Genomic DNA, 16,513 nt, shown 5'->3' on the forward strand with positions numbered 1-16,513 from the left:
GTCTGGTGTCTGCGCGCTCAGCGCGGGGCCATGCGGATCGCGCCGTCGAGGCGGATAACCTCGCCATTGAGCATGGAATTGCCCACGATCGCTTCCACCAGCTTGGCATATTCGGCCGGCTGGCCCAGGCGGCTGGGGAACGGCACCTGCTGCCCCAGCGAATCCTGTGCATCCTGCGGCAGGCTGGCGAGCATCGGCGTCCAGAAGATGCCCGGCGCAATGGTGTTCACGCGAATGCCAAAGCGGGCCAATTCACGCGCGATCGGCAGCGCCATGGCGGCCACGCCACCCTTGCTGGCGGCATAGGCGGGCTGGCCGATCTGGCCATCGAACGCGGCAACGCTGGCCGTGTTGACGATCACCCCGCGCGCGCCATCGGCATCGAGCGGTTCAGCGTCAAAGATGCGCGCGGCAAACTTGGACAGCACGTTGAACGTGCCGATCAGGTTGATGTTGATGATCTTGGCAAAATCAGCCAGCGGCAGCGGGCTGCCATCGCGGCTCAAGACCTTGGCTGGCGGGGCAATCCCGGCGCAGTTGACCAGGATGCGCGCCTTGCCGTGCACGGCTTCGGCCTGGGCGATAGCATCGCTCACCGATGCTTCATCGGTCACGTCCACCGTCTTGAACAGGCCGCCGATTTCGGCTGCCTTGGCCTCTCCGGCTGCCGCGTTGAGATCGAACAATGCCACCTTGGCACCGCGCGCGCTGAGCATTTCTGCTGTCGCGGCACCCAGGCCCGATGCGCCGCCGGTAACGATGGCCGCAAGGCCGTTGATATCCATGAACCTGTCTCCCGAACTCTGTCGATTTGCTGTTGTCTTTAGGATGCTTTGCCGCGCGGCCGCACTGGCCGAAACACTAGCGCGCCTATCCCGCCCCAGTCATCCAGCCAGGGCCCGCGCAATCACCATGCGCTGGATATCCGATGTGCCTTCATAGATCTGGCACACCCGCACATCGCGATAGATCTTGGCCACGCCGTATTCCTCGAGATAGCCATAGCCACCCAGCGTCTGGATCGCGCCGGAAACCACCGCCTCTGCGGTTTCAGAGGCGACCAGCTTGGCCATCGAGGCTTCCTGCAGGCAGGGTGCCCCGGTCTGTTTTACCGCAGCGGCGTGCAGCACCAGCTGGCGCGCCGCCTCCAGCCGCGCGGCCAGGTCGGCCAGGCGGTGGCCCACGGCCTGGTGGGCAATGATCGGCTGGCCAAAGCTTTTGCGGTCCTTGGCATAGGCCACGGCAATGGCCAGCGCGGCGTCGGCCATGCCGATGCACTGCGCGGCAATGCCGATCCTCCCGGCCTCCAGGTTGGACAGCGCGATGCGATAGCCCTGCCCCGGCGCGCCCAGCACCATGTCATCGGGCACGAACACATCATCGAACCGGATCGCGCAGGTATCGGATGCCCACTGCCCCAGCTTGTGCTCCACCTTGTCCACGACATAGCCGGGGCTGTCGGTGGGCACGAGGAAGGCGGTGATGCCCTTCTTGCCGGCGGCCGGATCACTGGCGGCAAAGACGATCGCCACCTTGCCGATGCGGCCGTTGGAAATGAACTGCTTGGCGCCATTGAGCGACCAGCCACCATCCACCCGCGTGGCCCGCGTGCGCAGCGCCGACGCATCCGATCCGGCATCTGCCTCGGTCAGGGCAAAGGCGCCCGTGGCGCGTCCGGCCACCAGATCGGGCAGGAAGCGGGCGCGCTGCGCGGCACTGCCATAGGCGAGGATTCCCGCCACGATCAGGCTGTTGTGGATCGACACGATCGTCGAAAGCGCGCCATCGCCCGCCGCAATCTCGATCAGCGCCAGGGCATAGGACACCGCATCGAGCCCGGCGCCGCCTTCGCTTTCCGGCGCGGTCATGCCCATCAGGCCCAGTTGCGCCATCTGCGCGAACAGTTCGGGGGGATAGCCCCCCGCTTCCTCGAACGCGCGGGTGTTCGGGCGCAGCTGCTCCTGGGCAAAGGCGCGAACCATGTCGCGCACGGCCATCTGGGTTTCGTCGAGAATCATGGATACTGACCGGACTATTGTTTACTCACGAGTAGATTGCCTTCTGTTCGGTATCATGTCAACACGTCCTCGCAGCCGATGGAGCCGAAAAGTTGCCGCCAGCCGATTCCCCGTTTCAATCCCCGCAACAGCGCAGCAAGGCGCGCGCCGCCAAGCGCGAGGCCGTGCTGCGCGCGGCGGTGCAGATGTTCAACGAACGTGGCTTTCACCAGACCTCGCTGGATGACGTGGCGGCCAGCCTGGGGATCTCCAAGCCGACGATCTATCACTACCTCGGCAACAAGGATCAGGTGCTGCTCGAATGCGTGACGATCGGCCTGTCGCAACTGCTCGAAGCGGCAGAGCAGGCGCGCCAGACCGACGGCAACGGGGCCCAACGGCTGCGCCTGTTCCTGACGCGCTATGCCCAGGTCAACATGGACGATTTCGGCCGCTGCGTGGTGCGCACCGGGGCCGAGGCGCTGGGCCCTGACAGCCGCGCCCAGTTCCAGGCACTCAAGCGCAAGATCGACAGCGCCATGCGCGAACTGATCGAGGAAGGCGTGGCTGATGGCTCGCTGGCGCCGACCAATACCAAGCTGCTGGGCTTTGCCCTGGCCGGCGCGCTCAACTGGCCGGGCCGCTGGCACGATCCCCAGGGCGAACTGCCCCCGGCGCGCATTGCCGAAGAACTTGTCACCATGCTCGCGCAGGGTTTTCTGCCGCGCTAGGCGCTCGGCCGTTCCGCTTCCCGGCGCCACAGGCGCGGATCAGCCAGGTGGATCGGCAGCGATAGTGCCAGCGGCAGCGCGATCCACGGCCAAGGCGCGCCCACCAGTGCAGCGCGCAGCCCCAACACGATAAGCGCGGCGGGCCCCAGCATGATCATCACCAGGCCCAACCCCCGCCCGCGCGCCAGCAGCCAGGCCGCCTCGATCACCAGCGCCGCCAGCATCACATCGGCAGCATGGCCACTGGCGAAATAGGTGCCCATCTTGCCTGCCCTAGAACGGGCCGTTCAATTGAACGACCTGCCAGTTGAGCATACCCGCGACGCTCACCCACGCTAGGTAAGGCAGCAGCAGCACGGCCGCCAGGCGCGAGATGCGCAGGCAATAAAGGATCAGCACCGCGATCGAGCACCATAGCGCGACCAGCTCGAAAAAGGCCCAGTCCGGCCGCTGGACGCGAAAGAACAGCAGGCTCCACAAGATGTTGAGAAAACCGTTGAGGGCAAAGAGCCCGATCACCGTGTCAGACGTGCGCACATCACGCGCGGCGCGCCAAGCATTGACCCCGGCGGTGGCCGCCAAGGCAAAGATCACTGTCCAGGCGATCGGAAACACCGGGCGCGGCGGGGTGAACGCCGGCTTGTGCAGCGCTTCATACCATGGCCCAAGGTCGGTGATCGTGCCGCCCAGCAGCGCGACCACCAGCGCCGCGACCACGGCGATGCCCACGGGCATGGCCCAGGGCCGGCTCATGGCGCGGGACTTTCGGTGGCGGGCCGGGCCAGGCCGAGCAGGTGTGCGCAATCTTTCAGGAAAATGCGCAAGTGCGCCATGGGTCGCTGCCGCACCAGTCGCTTGTTCATATAGGCCTGCCAGGTCAGCTGTTGCACATCGCGATCGGCGCACATCGCCACAAAGCGCTCGCGGCGCTTGTCGCTGGAATACCAGAAATACTGCATCATCCCGAGAATCCAGAACACACGGCCATGCGCGCGCAGGAACGTGCGCCGCGCCTGGCGCAAGACCGCAGGATTGCCACAGGCGAGGAATTCCAGCGCGGTCTGCGCGGCAATGCGCCCACCGGCCATGGCGTAATAGATGCCCTCGCCCGAAGCCGGCGCCACCACCCCGGCGGCGTCGCCCGCCAAGAGCACATCGCGCCCGTTGTCCCACCGCCGCAGCGGCTTGAGCGGGATCGGCGCGCCTTCGCGGCGGATCGTCTCGCAGCGGGAAAGGCCCATGTCCTGGCGCATCAATGCCACCGACTGGCGCAGCGAAAAGCCCTTGCGCGCCGAGCCCACGCCAATGCTGGCGGTTTCACCATGGGGAAAGACCCAGCCATAGAAATCGGGCGAGACGCGGCCCTGATAGAGCACGTCGCAACGCGTGGCGTCGAAATCCTGCCCACCAGCGACGCCTTGCGCGGTGGCCGGCGCGCGGATCACCTCGTGATAGGCAAAGACGCAAGGGTTGCGTTCCGCTCCCGGCACATGCGCGCGGGCCACGGCAGAGCGGGCGCCGTCGGCCCCGATCACCAGCCGGGCGCGCACCCGTTGCATCGCGCCGCCGCGCGTGGCGCGATAGCGCACGATCGCCCCGCCGTCCGCGTCGCGCTCCAGGCTGTCATAGGTACCGGTACGCCGCACCGCACCGGCCGTGGCGGCACGCGCGCGCAGCCATTCGTCAAATACCTCACGGTCGACCATGCCGACATAGCCGATCTCGCCCACCGGCATGTCCACCGCGCGGCGCGAGGGCGCCACCATGCGCGCGGCGCGCGCCCGCGCCACCAGCAGCGATTGCGGCACCTCGAACTCTTCCAGCAGGCGCGGCGGCACCGCCCCGCCACACGGCTTGATCCGCCCGCCACGATCGAGCAGCAGTACCGAACGCCCGGCGCGCGCCAGATCCCAGGCCGTGGTGGCGCCGCACGGGCCGCCGCCGATCACCACGACATCGAACTGTTCGTCCTGGTTCATATCGCCACAGACCTCAGGCTGGCGACCGGCCGGGCCACGCCGCGCGTGCGCATGGCCAGGAGCGCGGAATAGAGAAACAGTCCCGCCTCGGCGGCAAAGATCAGGGCAAAGGCCTTGCCCGGCGTGCCAAAGGCGCCGCGCGCCACATCGACGCCCAGCGCCCCGATCAGCCCACCCAGGCCAAAGGCAATGGCCTGCGCAGTGCCCCACACCCCCATACGCACGCCTTCACCCTGGCGGCGGCCGGCGCCGGCCAGGCCCATCATCGATCCGATGGCGGACACCGCAAAGGCGCCGTTGCACAGACCCAGGAGGGCAATATTGGCCGCAATCGGCCAGCCCGGGCCAACCCAGGCAGCCATGGCCAGCCCGGCCAGCGCCACGGCCGAACCCAGGCAGCCGACCATGGTCCAGGTGCGCAGCTCGATCGGCAGGCGCCCGCGAAACGCGCTGCCGCCCACGCCGGTTGCGATCATGCCGATCAGCACGCCGCCGTTCTGCAATCCCGACAGGCTGGTCGATTGCCCCGGCGTCATCGCAAAGACCAGGCCGGTGAACGGCTCCAGGATCAGATCCTGCATGCTGTAAGCGAGCATCGATACGAAGATGAACAGCGTGAAGCGCCGCGCTTCATCGTCGGCGAAAATCTCGGCCAGTGCCTCCTTGAGCGAGAGCGGCGGTCCGGCCACTGGCGCCGCGCTGGCGGGCAGCAGCGGACCGCGCCCCTCCAGGCGGAACGTGGCCAAGACCGTGACCAGCAGCGCCGCGCCCACCACGCCGGCGGAAACGGCGGTCAGCCGCTGTTCGGAATAGGGATCGAGCAGCGCCCCGGCCGTACCCGCTGCCACCACGATGCCAAAGACCATCATGATCCAGGTCACGGCAGCGGCCGCCGCGCGCCGTTCGGGCGCCACGCCCGTGGCCAGCAGCGCCAACACCGAGGTGCCCGCCGCGCCCACGCCGGCGCCGATCAGGGTAAAGGCAAAGACCGACAGGGCAATACCCTTGAAGCGCGATTCATCGAGCATGGTCACGCCATGCACCGCCAACAGCGCGCCCAGCCCCAGCGTAACCATGCCGGCCAGTATCCACGGCGTGCGCCGCCGGCCAATATCCGATCCATGGCCCCACAGCGGGCGCGACAGTTGCACGCCATAGTGCCAGGCCACCAGCCCAGCCGGAATGCCGGCGGCGAGGCCATATTCCAGCACCATCAGGCGGTTGAGCAACGAGGTTGCCAACATGGTGATCGCCCCGATCGCCGCCTGCACCGCGCCCAGGCGCAGGATGGACCACCAGCCGAACGCGTGCTGTCTCACAGGTATCCTCCCAGGCCGAGCGCGGCGGCCATCATGCCAAAGACATAAAGCGACACGCCGGTGGCATTGTACCAGGGCGCGCGCGCCGCGGGATCGGCCACCAGCCGGGGCATCAGCGCCAGTTGCGCGGCCAGCAGCACCGCCACGGCCAGCGCCGGCACCGCCAGATGCCAGCGCCACAGCAACAGCACGACCACTCCCTGCGGCACGGCCATCACCGCGCTGGCCAGCAGCGCCGCGCGGCGTTCCCCCAGAACCACCGGCAAAGAGCGCAGCCCGGTCAGGCGATCACCCACCACGGCCTTGAAATCGTTGAGCGTCATGATGCCATGCGCGCCCAGGCTATAGAGCGCCAGGACAGCCAGCACCCGACCCGAGGGCAGCGCCCCGGCCATCACCGCCGCCCCGGTGAACCAGCTCAACCCTTCATAGCTGAGCGCCACAACTGCCGGGCCAATCCAGCCGCTGGTCTTGAAGCGCAAGGGCGGCGCGCTGTAGGCCCAGGCGCAGGCGAGGCCCAATGTCGTGGCGGCCAGCACCCATGGCCCGGTGAGCGCCGCCACCAGCAGCGAAACGCCGCTCCAGATGATCGCGATGGCCAGGCCCCAGCGTCCGGCGATGCGGCCGGAGGGGATCGGGCGGTGCGGCTCGTTGATGGCATCGACATGGCGATCGAACCAGTCGTTCACCGCCTGGCTGGTGCCACATACCAGCGGGCCGGCCAGCGCAATGCCGGCGATCAGGAAAGACCAGCGCGAGGCAACCGGCACGCCCGATGACAGCACGCCGCACACCATCGCCCACATCGGCGGAAACCAGGTGATCGGCTTGAGCAGGGTGACAACGTCCCGGAGCGCCGGAAGTGGCGCCATCGCGGGAAAGGCAGCAGAGCGAGCCATGCCCGAAGACTACGCCCATGGCGCGCCATGCGTCAAATTAAATTGACAGAATTTATGTCAATCTTCCGCGTCAGCCATGTTGCCCAAGCCATAGCGATGCAGCTTGGAATAGAGGCTCTGGCGGCTCAGCCCGAGGATCTCGGCGGCCGAGGCGCGGTTGTTCGAGGTATATTCCAGCGCCGCCTCGATACACAGCCGCTCGATCAGGTCGGTACTCTCGCGCACGATGTCGCGCAAAGACATGCGGCCGACCAGTTCGGTCAGCTGCTCGACCGAGCGCGGCGAGTCGCTGGTGGTCGGCAGATCGCGCAGGCGGCGGCCGATCGGGCGGATGACAAAGCCATAGCAGATCTGCTCGCTGCCGGTACGCACGGCCGAAAGCTCGACCGGCTCGCCTTCAAAGCCATCGCTGGCGCCCACCACGGTCACCACGTTGCGGGCGCTGTCATGCTTGGTCAGCTGGCCCTCGATCAGATCGAGATCGATGCCCGGACGGCCCACGTAATCGCCCAGCGGCTGGCCGCGCAGCTGTTCGGCACTGGCGGCAGCCACCAGTTCGACAAACGCGGCATTGGCCTCGCGGATGATCATCGTCGCGTCGGTCAGGACAAAGGCATCGGGCATGGCCTCGATCACCCGCACCGTCACCCCGGCATCCGGCCGTGCCGCGCCGACCGGGCTGGACAGCCGCACCAGAATGAACTGGCCGCCGCGTTCGCGGAAACCGCTGGCGGAAATCTGCACCTTTTCGCCATCATGGGCGAGCGCGGCATCGAGCGGCTGCAGCCCGTGCGACACCATCGCCGATCCCAGGAAGGCAATGATGTGTTCGCGCGCGGCATTGGCAAACAGCGCGGTCAGCTTGCCACCCTGCAACGATCCGGGACGGCTGTGGAACGCGCGATGCGCGGCCTGGTTGGCCTCGCGGATGCGGAACCCGTCGGCATCGACGATCAGCACCGGCTCTACCGACTGTTCGAACAGCAGGCGATAGCGCGCCTCGATCTGGCGCAGGCGGATATAATCGCGTTCAAGCGACTGCTGCGCCTGCAACAGGCGCTGCTGCAGCGCGGCTTCGTCGCGCATGTCGCGGCCGATGGCGATGCAGCCTTGGCCGCCCGCGCCCAGGCTGACCGTGACGAAGCGCACGGGAATGTCCCCCTCGCCCGACAGCAGGTTGACCTGGCGCCAGTGCTGGGTCACGCCCTTGCGCATCCCGGCGAGCATTTCCATCACCTTGGGCCGGCTTTCGATAGTCACCGTGTCCAGCCATTCGCGGCCAACCCAGCTGCCTGCTTCGGGAAATTCGCGGGGATCGGCCGAGACGTCAACGATGCGGCCATCCGCGTCCAGGATCAGCGCAATCTCGCCAGAGACCATCGCCAGGCGGGCAGCGGCATCACCGGTCAGCGCGGCAAAATGCCGGGTGGCAGAGGTGAAAGGCAGTTTGCCTTCGATGCTGTTCCTGCGGCTGGACATGGGCGTGGCCAGCTATGCGCCGAAGCGGGCGGGCAACGCCTGCATCGGCACCAGGCGCTCGGCCAGATCAAGCGCGCCACAGGCATCCTGTGCGCTGCCATCGGCACCGACCTCGTCGACGAGCGCGGGATTGGCGTTCACCATTCTTCCACCAATGAGAATCTTCAGATCGGGCGATCGCGATACACTGCGCATGGCGGAAATCAGGCTCGCAAGCTTTGCGTTAGGACAATCACAACTGATGGTCAAGCCGACCAGATCCACGCTGTGATCGGCAATATTCTGGAGCAATTCCTTGCGTTCCGGGTCGATCAGAACCTCTGTCTGCCAGCCGGCACGGGCAAATACTTCTTCCACCATCAGCGCGCCAAAGCTGTGCGGATCGCCAGGCATCGGCGCAAACAGGGCCGAGCGCGTGCGAAACGGCACGGCGCGCGGCGGGGGATAGCGCATGGTCACCTCGCGCATCACTTCCTGCAGCCGCCACAGGCCCATCGTCACATCGACGAAATCGCAGTCATCGTCTTCCCAGTGCTTTCCCAGGCGCCGCGCCGAGGGCGCCAGCAGATCGACGAACACGGATTCGACGCAGGCCCCGCGCGCCAGGATGCTTTCCACCAAGGCCAGCAATTCATCGGCTTCGAGTTGCAGCGGCAGCGAGGCAAAGCGCGCCGCCTCGGCCGCGTCCACCGTGGCCGTACCTTGTGCGGCGATGCGCGGCACCGGGCCATGGGACTGGGCCATGAGCAGGCGGGGAATGATATGTTCGCTGATCAGGGCGTCAACGGCGGCGGGGGGGAAGGCCCGCGCACTATCGCGCGCCTTGGCCATGGTTCGGCCGGATGCGGCGTTGCGGCCGTCCTTGGCGCGCGGGGCCCCTTCCCCACGACCGGCCCGCTTTGCCGCGCCTGCACCTAAAACAGTAGCCATGTCAGACCCCTCCGGTCCGGTTTGGCGCAGATCGCGCCTTGCCCGGACTGCGGGATCGATACGGCCACTGCTGTTCGGGACCATGAGCGTACGCCCTTTTCGGCGATCTGACAAACGGCAAAGTGTCATATTTTCTTGTCGTCAAGTTTGATTGACACTTGTGCGAAGTGAGGCGTAGTCTCCCCTCAACAACAAAGGTGAGCATCGACACATGAGAGGGGATGCGATCAGTTCCGGCACCACAAGTGCGAACGGTCAGGGCCGCCAGCCACGGCGCATGCTCTACACCGCGCAAGAGCGGGCGCGCCGCGACTCGACTCGCTGGACCCTGGTGCAAGGCCTGCTCGCCCCGTTCCAGTTCTTCGTCTTCCTCACCAGCCTCGCCCTCGTCCTGCACAGCCTGGTGACGCACACCGGCACGGCCGCCGCCGATACCTCGGTCGTGGTCAAGACGCTGACGCTCTATGCCATCATGATCACTGGCTCGATCTGGGAAAAGGTCGTGTTCGGGCGCTGGCTGTTTGCTCCGGCATTCTTCTGGGAAGACGTGTTCTCGATGCTGGTGATCGGCCTGCACACCGCCTACCTGGCGATGCTGCTGGGCGGCAGCGGCACGTTCGAACAGCGCATGTACGTCGCTCTTGCCGGCTATGCCGCATACCTCGTCAATGCCGGACAATTCCTGCTCAAACTGCGCGCCGCCCGGCTCGATGCAGAGCGCGACGGTCAGCCCGGCCTGGCCCATTCTCCGATGGCCACATCATGAGCGGCGAAACCGGCCTTGCCCCCGCAATCGCCCCGACCGACACCGGCTGCGCCGATGCACCCGTGCTGCGCGAACGCGGACAGCGCGCGGTGTTCTGCGGGTTGACCGGGATCGTGTGGCTGCACCGCAAGATGCAGGATGCGTTCTTCCTGGTGGTCGGCTCGCGCACCTGCGCCCATCTGCTGCAATCGGCCGCTGGCGTGATGATCTTTGCCGAGCCGCGCTTTGCCACCGCGATCATCGAGGAACGCGACCTGGCCGGCATGGCCGATTGCCATGACGAACTCGATCGCATCGTCGCGCAATTGCTCGCGCGGCGCCCGGAAATCCGCACCCTGTTCCTGGTCGGCTCGTGCCCGTCCGAAGTCATCAAGCTCGATCTGGGCAAGGCGGCGCAACGGCTCGACCGCACGCTCGGCACGCACAGCGGCGCCGCGATGGGCACCCGCGTGCTGCACTATTCGGGCAGCGGGATCGAAACGACTTTTACCGAGGGCGAAGACGCCTGCCTCGCCGCCCTGGTGCCGCATATGCCGGCCGCCAGCGCCGGGACCGCACCTGCGCTGCTGGTCGTCGGCACGCTGCCCGATGTGGTGGAAGACCAGTTCCGCCGCCTGTTTACCGAACTCGGCATCGATCAGGTCGGCTGGCTGCCCGCACGCCAACTGGCCGATCTGCCCGCCGTGGGCGCCCATACCCGTTTCCTGCTGGCCCAGCCGTTCCTGGGCGAAACCGTGCGCGCTCTGCAGAATCGCGGCGCGCGCCACCTGCCCGCACTGTTCCCGTTCGGGGCCGAGGGCACGACCGAGTGGCTGCGCGCCGCCGCCGATGCCTTTGGCTTGTGCCCGATGCAGTTCAACCGCGTGGTGGCGCCGGGCCGCGAACGCGCCAAGCGCGCCATTGCCCACAGCCAGGATCGCCTGCGCGGCAAGCGCATCACGTTCCTGCCGGATTCGCAGCTGGAAGTGCCGCTCGCGCGGTTCCTCTCGACCGAACTCGGCATGGTACCGGTGGAAGTGGGCACGCCCTATCTGCATCGCGAGCTGATGGCGCGCGAGCTGCCGCTGCTGCCCAGCGCCACGCGGATCAGCGAAGGCCAGCATCTCGATCGCCAGCTTGACCGCGTGCGCGCCGATCGCCCCGATCTCACCGTCTGCGGCCTGGGCCTGGCCAATCCGCTCGAAGCCGAAGGGCTGTCCACCAAGTGGGCCATCGAACTGGTCTTCTCGCCCATCCACGGGTTCGACCAGGCCGGAGACCTTGCCGATCTTTTCGCCCGGCCGCTGCGCCGCCGCGACGTGTTGAGGGTATAGCGCCATGCAGCTCGCCGTCTGGACATACGAAGGCCCGCCCCATGTGGGGGCCATGCGGGTGGCCACGGCGATGGACGGGGTGCACTATGTGCTGCACGCGCCCCAGGGCGATACCTACGCCGATCTGCTGTTCACCATGATCGAGCGGCGCGATCGCCGCCCGCCGGTTACCTATACCACGTTCCAGGCGCGCGACCTGGGCAAGGATACCGCCGCCCTGCTGCAGGATGCGATCCGCGAGGCGGCCGTCCGCTTTGCCCCGCAGGCCCTGCTGGTGGGCGCATCGTGCACGGCCGAGCTGATCCAGGACGATCCGGCGGGCCTCGCCGAAGCGCTGGACCTGCCCTGCCCGGTCATCCCGCTGGAACTGCCGAGCTATCAGCGCAAGGAAAACTGGGGCGCCGCCGAAACGTTCTATCGCATGGTGCGCCAACTGGCTGATCCGGCCGTGCGCCCTGCCCCGCGCGATGGGTGCCGGCCGCTGGCCAACCTGCTCGGGCCCTGCGCGCTGGGCTTTCGCCATCGCGACGATGTCGTCGAAGTGGTCAAGCTGCTCGACAGCATGGGCATCGGCGTCAATTGCGTGGCCCCGCTCGGCGCTTCGCCCACGGACCTGCGCACATTGGGCCGGGCCGATTTCAACGTGGTGCTCTATCCCGAAATCGGTATGGAAGCCGCGCGCTGGCTGGGCCGCACATTCGGCCAGCCAATGATCGACGTGGTGCCGATCGGCATGGGCGCCACGCGCGATTTCGTCCAGGCGGTGGCCGCGCTCACCGGCATCGATCCCGCTCCCGCGCTCGCCAATCCCACCGCGCGCCTACCGTGGTGGAGCCGCTCGGTCGATTCGACCTATCTCACTGGCAAGCGCGTCTTCATTTTTGGCGATGCCACCCATGCCATTGCCGCCGCCCGTATCGCGCGCGACGAGCTGGGCTTCACTGTCTGCGGGCTGGGTTGCTACAATCGCGAATTCGCCCGCGAGATGCGCGCCGCTGCTGCCGACCACGGCCTCGATCCGCTGATTACCGACGACCACCTGGCGGTCGAAGCGGCGATCCACGCCGCCGCGCCCGAACTCGTGCTCGGCACGCAGATGGAACGCCATATCGCCAAGCGCATGGGCCTGCCCTGCGCGGTGATTTCCGCGCCGGTCCACGTCCAGGATTTCCCCGCGCGCCACAGCCCGCAGATGGGCTTTGAAGGCGCCAACGTGATCTTCGACACCTGGGTGCATCCCTTGGTCATGGGGCTGGAAGAGCATCTGCTCGCCATGTTCCGCGACGATTTCGAGTTTTCCGACGCGGCCGGCCCTTCGCACCTTCATGCCCAGCCCGCCCCGGCCCAGGCGGCGATGGCACCGGCGCCCGCCATCGTCTCGCAGGCCGATATTCCCTGGACCAGCGATGCAGAGCGCGAGTTGCGCAAGGTGCCGTTCTTCGTGCGTGGCAAGGCTCGCACCAACACCGAACGCTATGCCTCCCTGGAAGGCCGTGTGCAGATCGATATCGCCACGCTCTATGATGCCAAGGCGCACTATGCCCGCTAGCGCCGCCCCGCCCGTGCGCGTCGCCATCGTGACGCTGGACAACCACCTCAAGGGCGCGGTGGAACGCGCCGGCGTGCGCCTGGGCGATAGCAACATCGCCATCACCCTCCACGCCGCCGCCGATTGGGACCGTGAGGCCGGCGCGCTCGATCGCGCCAAGGCCGCCGTTGATCGCGCCGATATCGTCATCGCCACAATGCTGTTCCTTGATGACCATATCCGCGCGATCATGCCCACGCTGGTCGAGCGGCGCGAAAGCTGCGACGCGATGGTCTGCCTGATGTCGGCCGGGGAGCTGACCCGGCTGACGCGGATGGGCGCTTATCGCATGGATGCCCCGGCCAAGGGGCCGCTCGCCCTGCTCAAGCGGCTGCGCGGCTCGACCAAACCAGGTGGCAAACCGGGCAGCAATTCGGGCGCCGGGCAGATGCGCATGCTGCGCCGCCTGCCCAAGATTCTGCGCTTCATCCCCGGCACCGCGCAAGATGTGCGCGCCTATTTCCTCACGCTGCAATACTGGCTCGCCGGGTCGGACGACAACGTCGTGGCGATGGTGAGCAGCCTGATCGACCGCTATGCCGCCGGCCCGCGCATCGGCCGGCGCGGCACCATGGCCGCAGCGCCGCCGCGCGACTATCCCGATCTGGGCGTCTATCACCCGCGCACCGCGCAAAAGATGTCGGAAAGCCTGGCGCTGCTACCCCCGCCGGCCAAGGGCACGCGCGGCACGGTGGGGCTGCTGCTGCTGCGTTCCTATCTGCTGGGCAACGATGCCGGGCATTATGACGGGCTGATCGCCGCGATGGAGGCCACTGGCCTGCGGGTGATCCCGGCGTTTTTCAGCGGGCTAGACGCACGCGCCGCGATGGAGCGCTTCTTCCTGCGCGATGGCGCGGTGACGGTCGATGCCATCGTCAACTGCACCGGCTTTTCGCTGGTCGGCGGGCCAGCCTATAACGACGCTGGCGCGGCGGTGGAAACGCTCTCGCGCTTTGACGTGCCTTATATCGCCGCCCACGCGGTGGAATTCCAGACGATCGAGGAATGGCGCGAGCGGCGCACCGGCCTGGTCCCGCTGGAAGCGACGATGATGGTTGCCCTGCCCGAACTCGATGGCGCGATCTGCCCCAGCGTGTTTGGCGGGCGCAGCGCGGGCAAGGCCCAAATCCAGGCCATGCGCGGCGACGAGGAACGCGCCGCGGCGCTGGCGGCCAAGGTCGCCAAGCTGATCGCGCTGCGCCAGGCCGCGCGGCGCGAACGCCGCCTGGCGATCACCATCTTCAACTTCCCGCCCAATTCCGGCGCCACCGGATCGGCCGCGCATCTGGCGGTGTTCGAATCGCTGCACGCCACGCTCCAGCGCCTGGCCGATGAAGGCTATGCCGTCGCCGTGCCCGAAAGCGTCGCCGCGCTGCGGGACGCGATCCTGCACGGCAATGCCGCCCGCTATGGCAGTGATGCCAATGTCGCCGCGCGGATCAGCGCCGATGAACACGTCCGCCGCGAGCCGCATCTCGCCCAGATCGAGGCGCAATGGGGCCCCGCGCCGGGCAAGCTGCAAAGCGATGGCGGCCATATCCAGATCCTCGGCGCGCATTTCGGCAATGTCTTTGTCGGAGTGCAACCCGCGTTCGGCTATGAAGGCGATCCGATGCGCCTGCTGTTCGAGGGCGGCTTTGCCCCGACCCATGCCTTTGCCGCGTTCTACAGCTATATCCGCCACGATTTTGCCGCTCATGCCGTGCTCCATTTCGGCACCCATGGCGCGCTGGAATTCATGCCGGGCAAGCAGGCGGGCCTGAGCGGCGAATGCTGGCCCGAACGCCTGATCGGTGATCTGCCCAATTTCTACCTCTACGCGTCCAACAATCCATCCGAAGGCATCCTGGCCAAGCGCCGTTCGGCCGCCACGCTGATCAGCTATCTCACCCCGGCCCTGGCGCGCGCCGGGCTCTATCGCGGGTTTGCCGAACTCAAGTGCAGCGTCGAACGCTGGCGCTGGTCGACGCCGGGAGCAGAGCAGGACGCCCTGGAAGCGCTGATCCGCGAACAGTGCGCCACGCTCGATCTGGATTGCGGCGCCATCGCCGATCTGGCGCCCGCGCTCTATGAACTGGAACGCACGCTGATCCCCACCGGGCTGCACGTGCTGGGCCAGGCGCCGCAAGGGGCAGAGCGCGCCGAACTGGTCGACGCCATGGTCGAGGCCGATGCCCAGGCAGACCGCGCCGGCATCGAAAGCGCGCTCGATCGCAGTGACGAGATCGGCGCGGTGATCCACGCGCTGGACGGTGGCTATATCCACCCGGCGCCGGGCGGTGACATCCTCGCCAATCCGCAAGTGCTGCCCACCGGCCGCAACATCCACGGCTTTGATCCCTTTGCCATGCCCAGCCGGTTTGCCTGCATCCAGGGCCGTGAACAGGCCGAGTGCATCATCGCCCGCCATGTCGAAGGTGGCCAGCCGTTCCCCGAAAGCCTGGCCATGGTGCTGTGGGGCACCGACAACATGAAAAGCGAAGGGCTGCAGATCGCCCAGGCGATGAGCCTGATCGGCGCGCGCCCGCGGATCGACAGCTATGGGCGCGTCGTCGGCGCTGAACTGGTGCCGCTGGCCGAACTCGGCCGCCCGCGCGTCGATGTGGTGATCACCCTCTCGGGCATTTTCCGCGATCTCCTGCCGATGCAGACGCGCATGCTGGCCGAAGCCTCGCTCTTGGCGGCCAGCGCCGACGAGCCGCTGGAGCAGAACTTCGTGCGCAAGCGCAGCCTGGCCCACCAGGCGCAGCATGATTGCGACCTGGAAACGGCGGCGCTCCGCGTGTTCTCCAATGCCGAAGGCGCCTATGGCGCCAACGTCAACCAGATGATCGACGGCGGCGTGTGGACCAGCCCCGATGACCTCGCCAATGCCTTCGAAACGCACAAGGGCTATGCCTATGGCGTCAAAGGCCCGCCCACGCAGCGGCGCGAACTGCTGCACAGCGCGCTGCGCGATGTCGATTTCGTCTATCAGAACCTCGAAAGCGTCGAAGTCGGCATCACCGATCTCGATCAATATGTCGATGGCCTGGGCGGGGTCAGCCGCTCGGTGGCGCGGGCCAAGGGCAGCGAGGCGCTCGTCTATATCGTCGATGCCACGCAGGGCGCGGCCAAGGTGCGTACCTTGGCGGAACAGATCGATCTGGAAACCCGCACCCGCACGCTCAATCCCAAGTGGTTCGAAGGCATGCTCAAGCACGGCTTTGAAGGCGTGCGCAGCATCGAACAGCATGTGACCAACACCGTCGGCTGGTCGGCCACCACCGGCCAGGTCGCGCCGTGGGTCTATCAGCGCATCAGCGAAACTTTCGTGCTCGATCCGCAGATGCGGGCGCGGCTTTCACAGCTCAATCCCAACAGTTCCGCCCGCGTGGCCGGCCGCCTGCTCGAAGCCTGCGAACGCCACCTGTGGGAACCCGATCAACAGACGCTCGAGGCCCTGCGCATGGCCAGCGACGAGTTGGAGGACCGCCTCGAAGGCGTGTTCGCGGCGCAATGAGGAAACCGGC

The 16,513-nt window shown here is 67.1% G+C and carries 14 protein-coding genes; 5 read left to right on the forward strand and 9 right to left on the reverse strand.

The window, feature by feature from the left end:
- Positions 1 to 17 precede the first annotated feature (17 nt).
- Both SCA01S_RS06450 and SCA01S_RS06455 read right to left on the reverse strand, forming a co-directional pair.
- Complete coding sequence (locus tag SCA01S_RS06450) at positions 18 to 785, reverse strand: SDR family NAD(P)-dependent oxidoreductase (RefSeq protein WP_022678332.1); 768 nt, start codon at positions 783 to 785, stop codon at positions 18 to 20.
- 99 nt (positions 786 to 884) lie between these two features.
- Positions 885 to 2,018 (reverse strand): acyl-CoA dehydrogenase family protein, encoded by a 1,134-nt coding sequence (locus SCA01S_RS06455; RefSeq protein WP_062784115.1) that lies wholly within the window; start codon positions 2,016 to 2,018, stop codon positions 885 to 887.
- Between the two features lie 92 nt (positions 2,019 to 2,110).
- Between SCA01S_RS06455 and SCA01S_RS06460 the strand changes: the two genes are divergently transcribed.
- Positions 2,111 to 2,728: a TetR/AcrR family transcriptional regulator gene (locus SCA01S_RS06460; RefSeq protein WP_062784117.1), complete on the forward strand. Its 618-nt coding sequence runs from the start codon at positions 2,111 to 2,113 to the stop codon at positions 2,726 to 2,728.
- Here SCA01S_RS06460 and SCA01S_RS06465 read toward each other — a convergent pair.
- From SCA01S_RS06465 to SCA01S_RS06495, 7 genes are read right to left on the reverse strand one after another with little or no spacing between them, the layout of a single operon-like run.
- The gene (locus SCA01S_RS06465; protein WP_062784119.1) at positions 2,725 to 2,991 is read right to left on the reverse strand and encodes a hypothetical protein; all 267 of its coding nucleotides are present in this window, start codon (positions 2,989 to 2,991) and stop codon (positions 2,725 to 2,727) included. The genes SCA01S_RS06460 and SCA01S_RS06465 overlap by 4 nt on opposite strands.
- A gap of 10 nt (positions 2,992 to 3,001) precedes the next feature.
- Positions 3,002 to 3,481 carry a TspO/MBR family protein gene (locus SCA01S_RS06470; protein ID WP_084390818.1) on the reverse strand — a complete coding sequence of 160 codons (480 nt, stop codon included), beginning with the start codon at positions 3,479 to 3,481 and terminating at the stop codon, positions 3,002 to 3,004.
- Entirely contained in the window at positions 3,478 to 4,707 is a 1,230-nt protein-coding gene (locus SCA01S_RS06475) for a geranylgeranyl diphosphate reductase (RefSeq protein WP_062784121.1), read from the reverse strand. The genes SCA01S_RS06470 and SCA01S_RS06475 overlap by 4 nt, the downstream gene beginning before the upstream one ends.
- Entirely contained in the window at positions 4,704 to 6,026 is a 1,323-nt protein-coding gene (locus SCA01S_RS06480) for a BCD family MFS transporter (RefSeq protein ID WP_062784123.1), read from the reverse strand. Before SCA01S_RS06480 ends, SCA01S_RS06475 begins: the two co-directional genes overlap by 4 nt.
- Positions 6,023 to 6,925, reverse strand: a complete 903-nt coding sequence (gene chlG, locus SCA01S_RS06485) for a chlorophyll synthase ChlG (RefSeq protein WP_062784125.1) — start codon at positions 6,923 to 6,925, stop codon at positions 6,023 to 6,025. Before chlG ends, SCA01S_RS06480 begins: the two co-directional genes overlap by 4 nt.
- 57 nt (positions 6,926 to 6,982) lie before the next feature.
- Positions 6,983 to 8,404 (reverse strand): transcriptional regulator PpsR, encoded by a 1,422-nt coding sequence (gene ppsR / locus SCA01S_RS06490; RefSeq protein WP_062784127.1) that lies wholly within the window; start codon positions 8,402 to 8,404, stop codon positions 6,983 to 6,985.
- A gap of 12 nt (positions 8,405 to 8,416) precedes the next feature.
- Positions 8,417 to 9,334, reverse strand: coding sequence for a cobalamin B12-binding domain-containing protein (locus SCA01S_RS06495; RefSeq protein WP_084390835.1), 918 nt, complete (start codon positions 9,332 to 9,334; stop codon positions 8,417 to 8,419).
- A 211-nt stretch (positions 9,335 to 9,545) separates the two neighbouring features.
- On the opposite strand from SCA01S_RS06495, the gene bchF reads away from it, so the two are divergent.
- From bchF to SCA01S_RS06515, 4 genes are read left to right on the forward strand one after another with little or no spacing between them, the layout of a single operon-like run.
- Positions 9,546 to 10,100, forward strand: a complete 555-nt coding sequence (gene bchF, locus SCA01S_RS06500) for a 2-vinyl bacteriochlorophyllide hydratase (RefSeq protein WP_062784129.1) — start codon at positions 9,546 to 9,548, stop codon at positions 10,098 to 10,100.
- Positions 10,097 to 11,413, forward strand: coding sequence for a ferredoxin:protochlorophyllide reductase (ATP-dependent) subunit N (locus SCA01S_RS06505; protein WP_084390819.1), 1,317 nt, complete (start codon positions 10,097 to 10,099; stop codon positions 11,411 to 11,413). The genes bchF and SCA01S_RS06505 overlap by 4 nt, the downstream gene beginning before the upstream one ends.
- A 4-nt stretch (positions 11,414 to 11,417) precedes the next feature.
- A complete protein-coding gene (gene bchB / locus SCA01S_RS06510) occupies positions 11,418 to 12,962 on the forward strand; it encodes a ferredoxin:protochlorophyllide reductase (ATP-dependent) subunit B (protein ID WP_062784131.1) in 1,545 nt (514 codons plus the stop codon).
- Positions 12,952 to 16,503 carry a cobaltochelatase subunit CobN gene (locus SCA01S_RS06515; RefSeq protein WP_062784132.1) on the forward strand — a complete coding sequence of 1,184 codons (3,552 nt, stop codon included), beginning with the start codon at positions 12,952 to 12,954 and terminating at the stop codon, positions 16,501 to 16,503. Before bchB ends, SCA01S_RS06515 begins: the two co-directional genes overlap by 11 nt.
- The last annotated feature ends 10 nt before the right edge of the window (positions 16,504 to 16,513 follow it).

Origin of the sequence: Novosphingobium capsulatum NBRC 12533 (assembly GCF_001598375.1) — a bacterium.
In the GTDB taxonomy this organism is placed as follows: Bacteria; Pseudomonadota; Alphaproteobacteria; order Sphingomonadales; family Sphingomonadaceae; genus Novosphingobium; species Novosphingobium capsulatum.

Bases quoted from the DNA above. Each gene is read 5' to 3' on its own strand.
- bchB (WP_062784131.1), top strand. From the start codon at position 11,418: ATGCAGCTCGCCGTCTGGACATACGAAGGCCCGCCCCATGTGGGGGCC.
- chlG (WP_062784125.1), bottom strand. From the start codon at position 6,925: ATGGCTCGCTCTGCTGCCTTTCCCGCGATGGCGCCACTTCCGGCGCTC.
- SCA01S_RS06470 (WP_084390818.1), bottom strand. From the start codon at position 3,481: ATGAGCCGGCCCTGGGCCATGCCCGTGGGCATCGCCGTGGTCGCGGCG.
- SCA01S_RS06465 (WP_062784119.1), bottom strand. From the start codon at position 2,991: ATGGGCACCTATTTCGCCAGTGGCCATGCTGCCGATGTGATGCTGGCG.
- SCA01S_RS06515 (WP_062784132.1), top strand. From the start codon at position 12,952: ATGCCCGCTAGCGCCGCCCCGCCCGTGCGCGTCGCCATCGTGACGCTG.
- SCA01S_RS06475 (WP_062784121.1), bottom strand. From the start codon at position 4,707: ATGAACCAGGACGAACAGTTCGATGTCGTGGTGATCGGCGGCGGCCCG.
- ppsR (WP_062784127.1), bottom strand. From the start codon at position 8,404: ATGTCCAGCCGCAGGAACAGCATCGAAGGCAAACTGCCTTTCACCTCT.
- SCA01S_RS06455 (WP_062784115.1), bottom strand. From the start codon at position 2,018: ATGATTCTCGACGAAACCCAGATGGCCGTGCGCGACATGGTTCGCGCC.
- bchF (WP_062784129.1), top strand. From the start codon at position 9,546: ATGAGAGGGGATGCGATCAGTTCCGGCACCACAAGTGCGAACGGTCAG.
- SCA01S_RS06450 (WP_022678332.1), bottom strand. From the start codon at position 785: ATGGATATCAACGGCCTTGCGGCCATCGTTACCGGCGGCGCATCGGGC.
- SCA01S_RS06505 (WP_084390819.1), top strand. From the start codon at position 10,097: ATGAGCGGCGAAACCGGCCTTGCCCCCGCAATCGCCCCGACCGACACC.
- SCA01S_RS06495 (WP_084390835.1), bottom strand. From the start codon at position 9,334: ATGGCTACTGTTTTAGGTGCAGGCGCGGCAAAGCGGGCCGGTCGTGGG.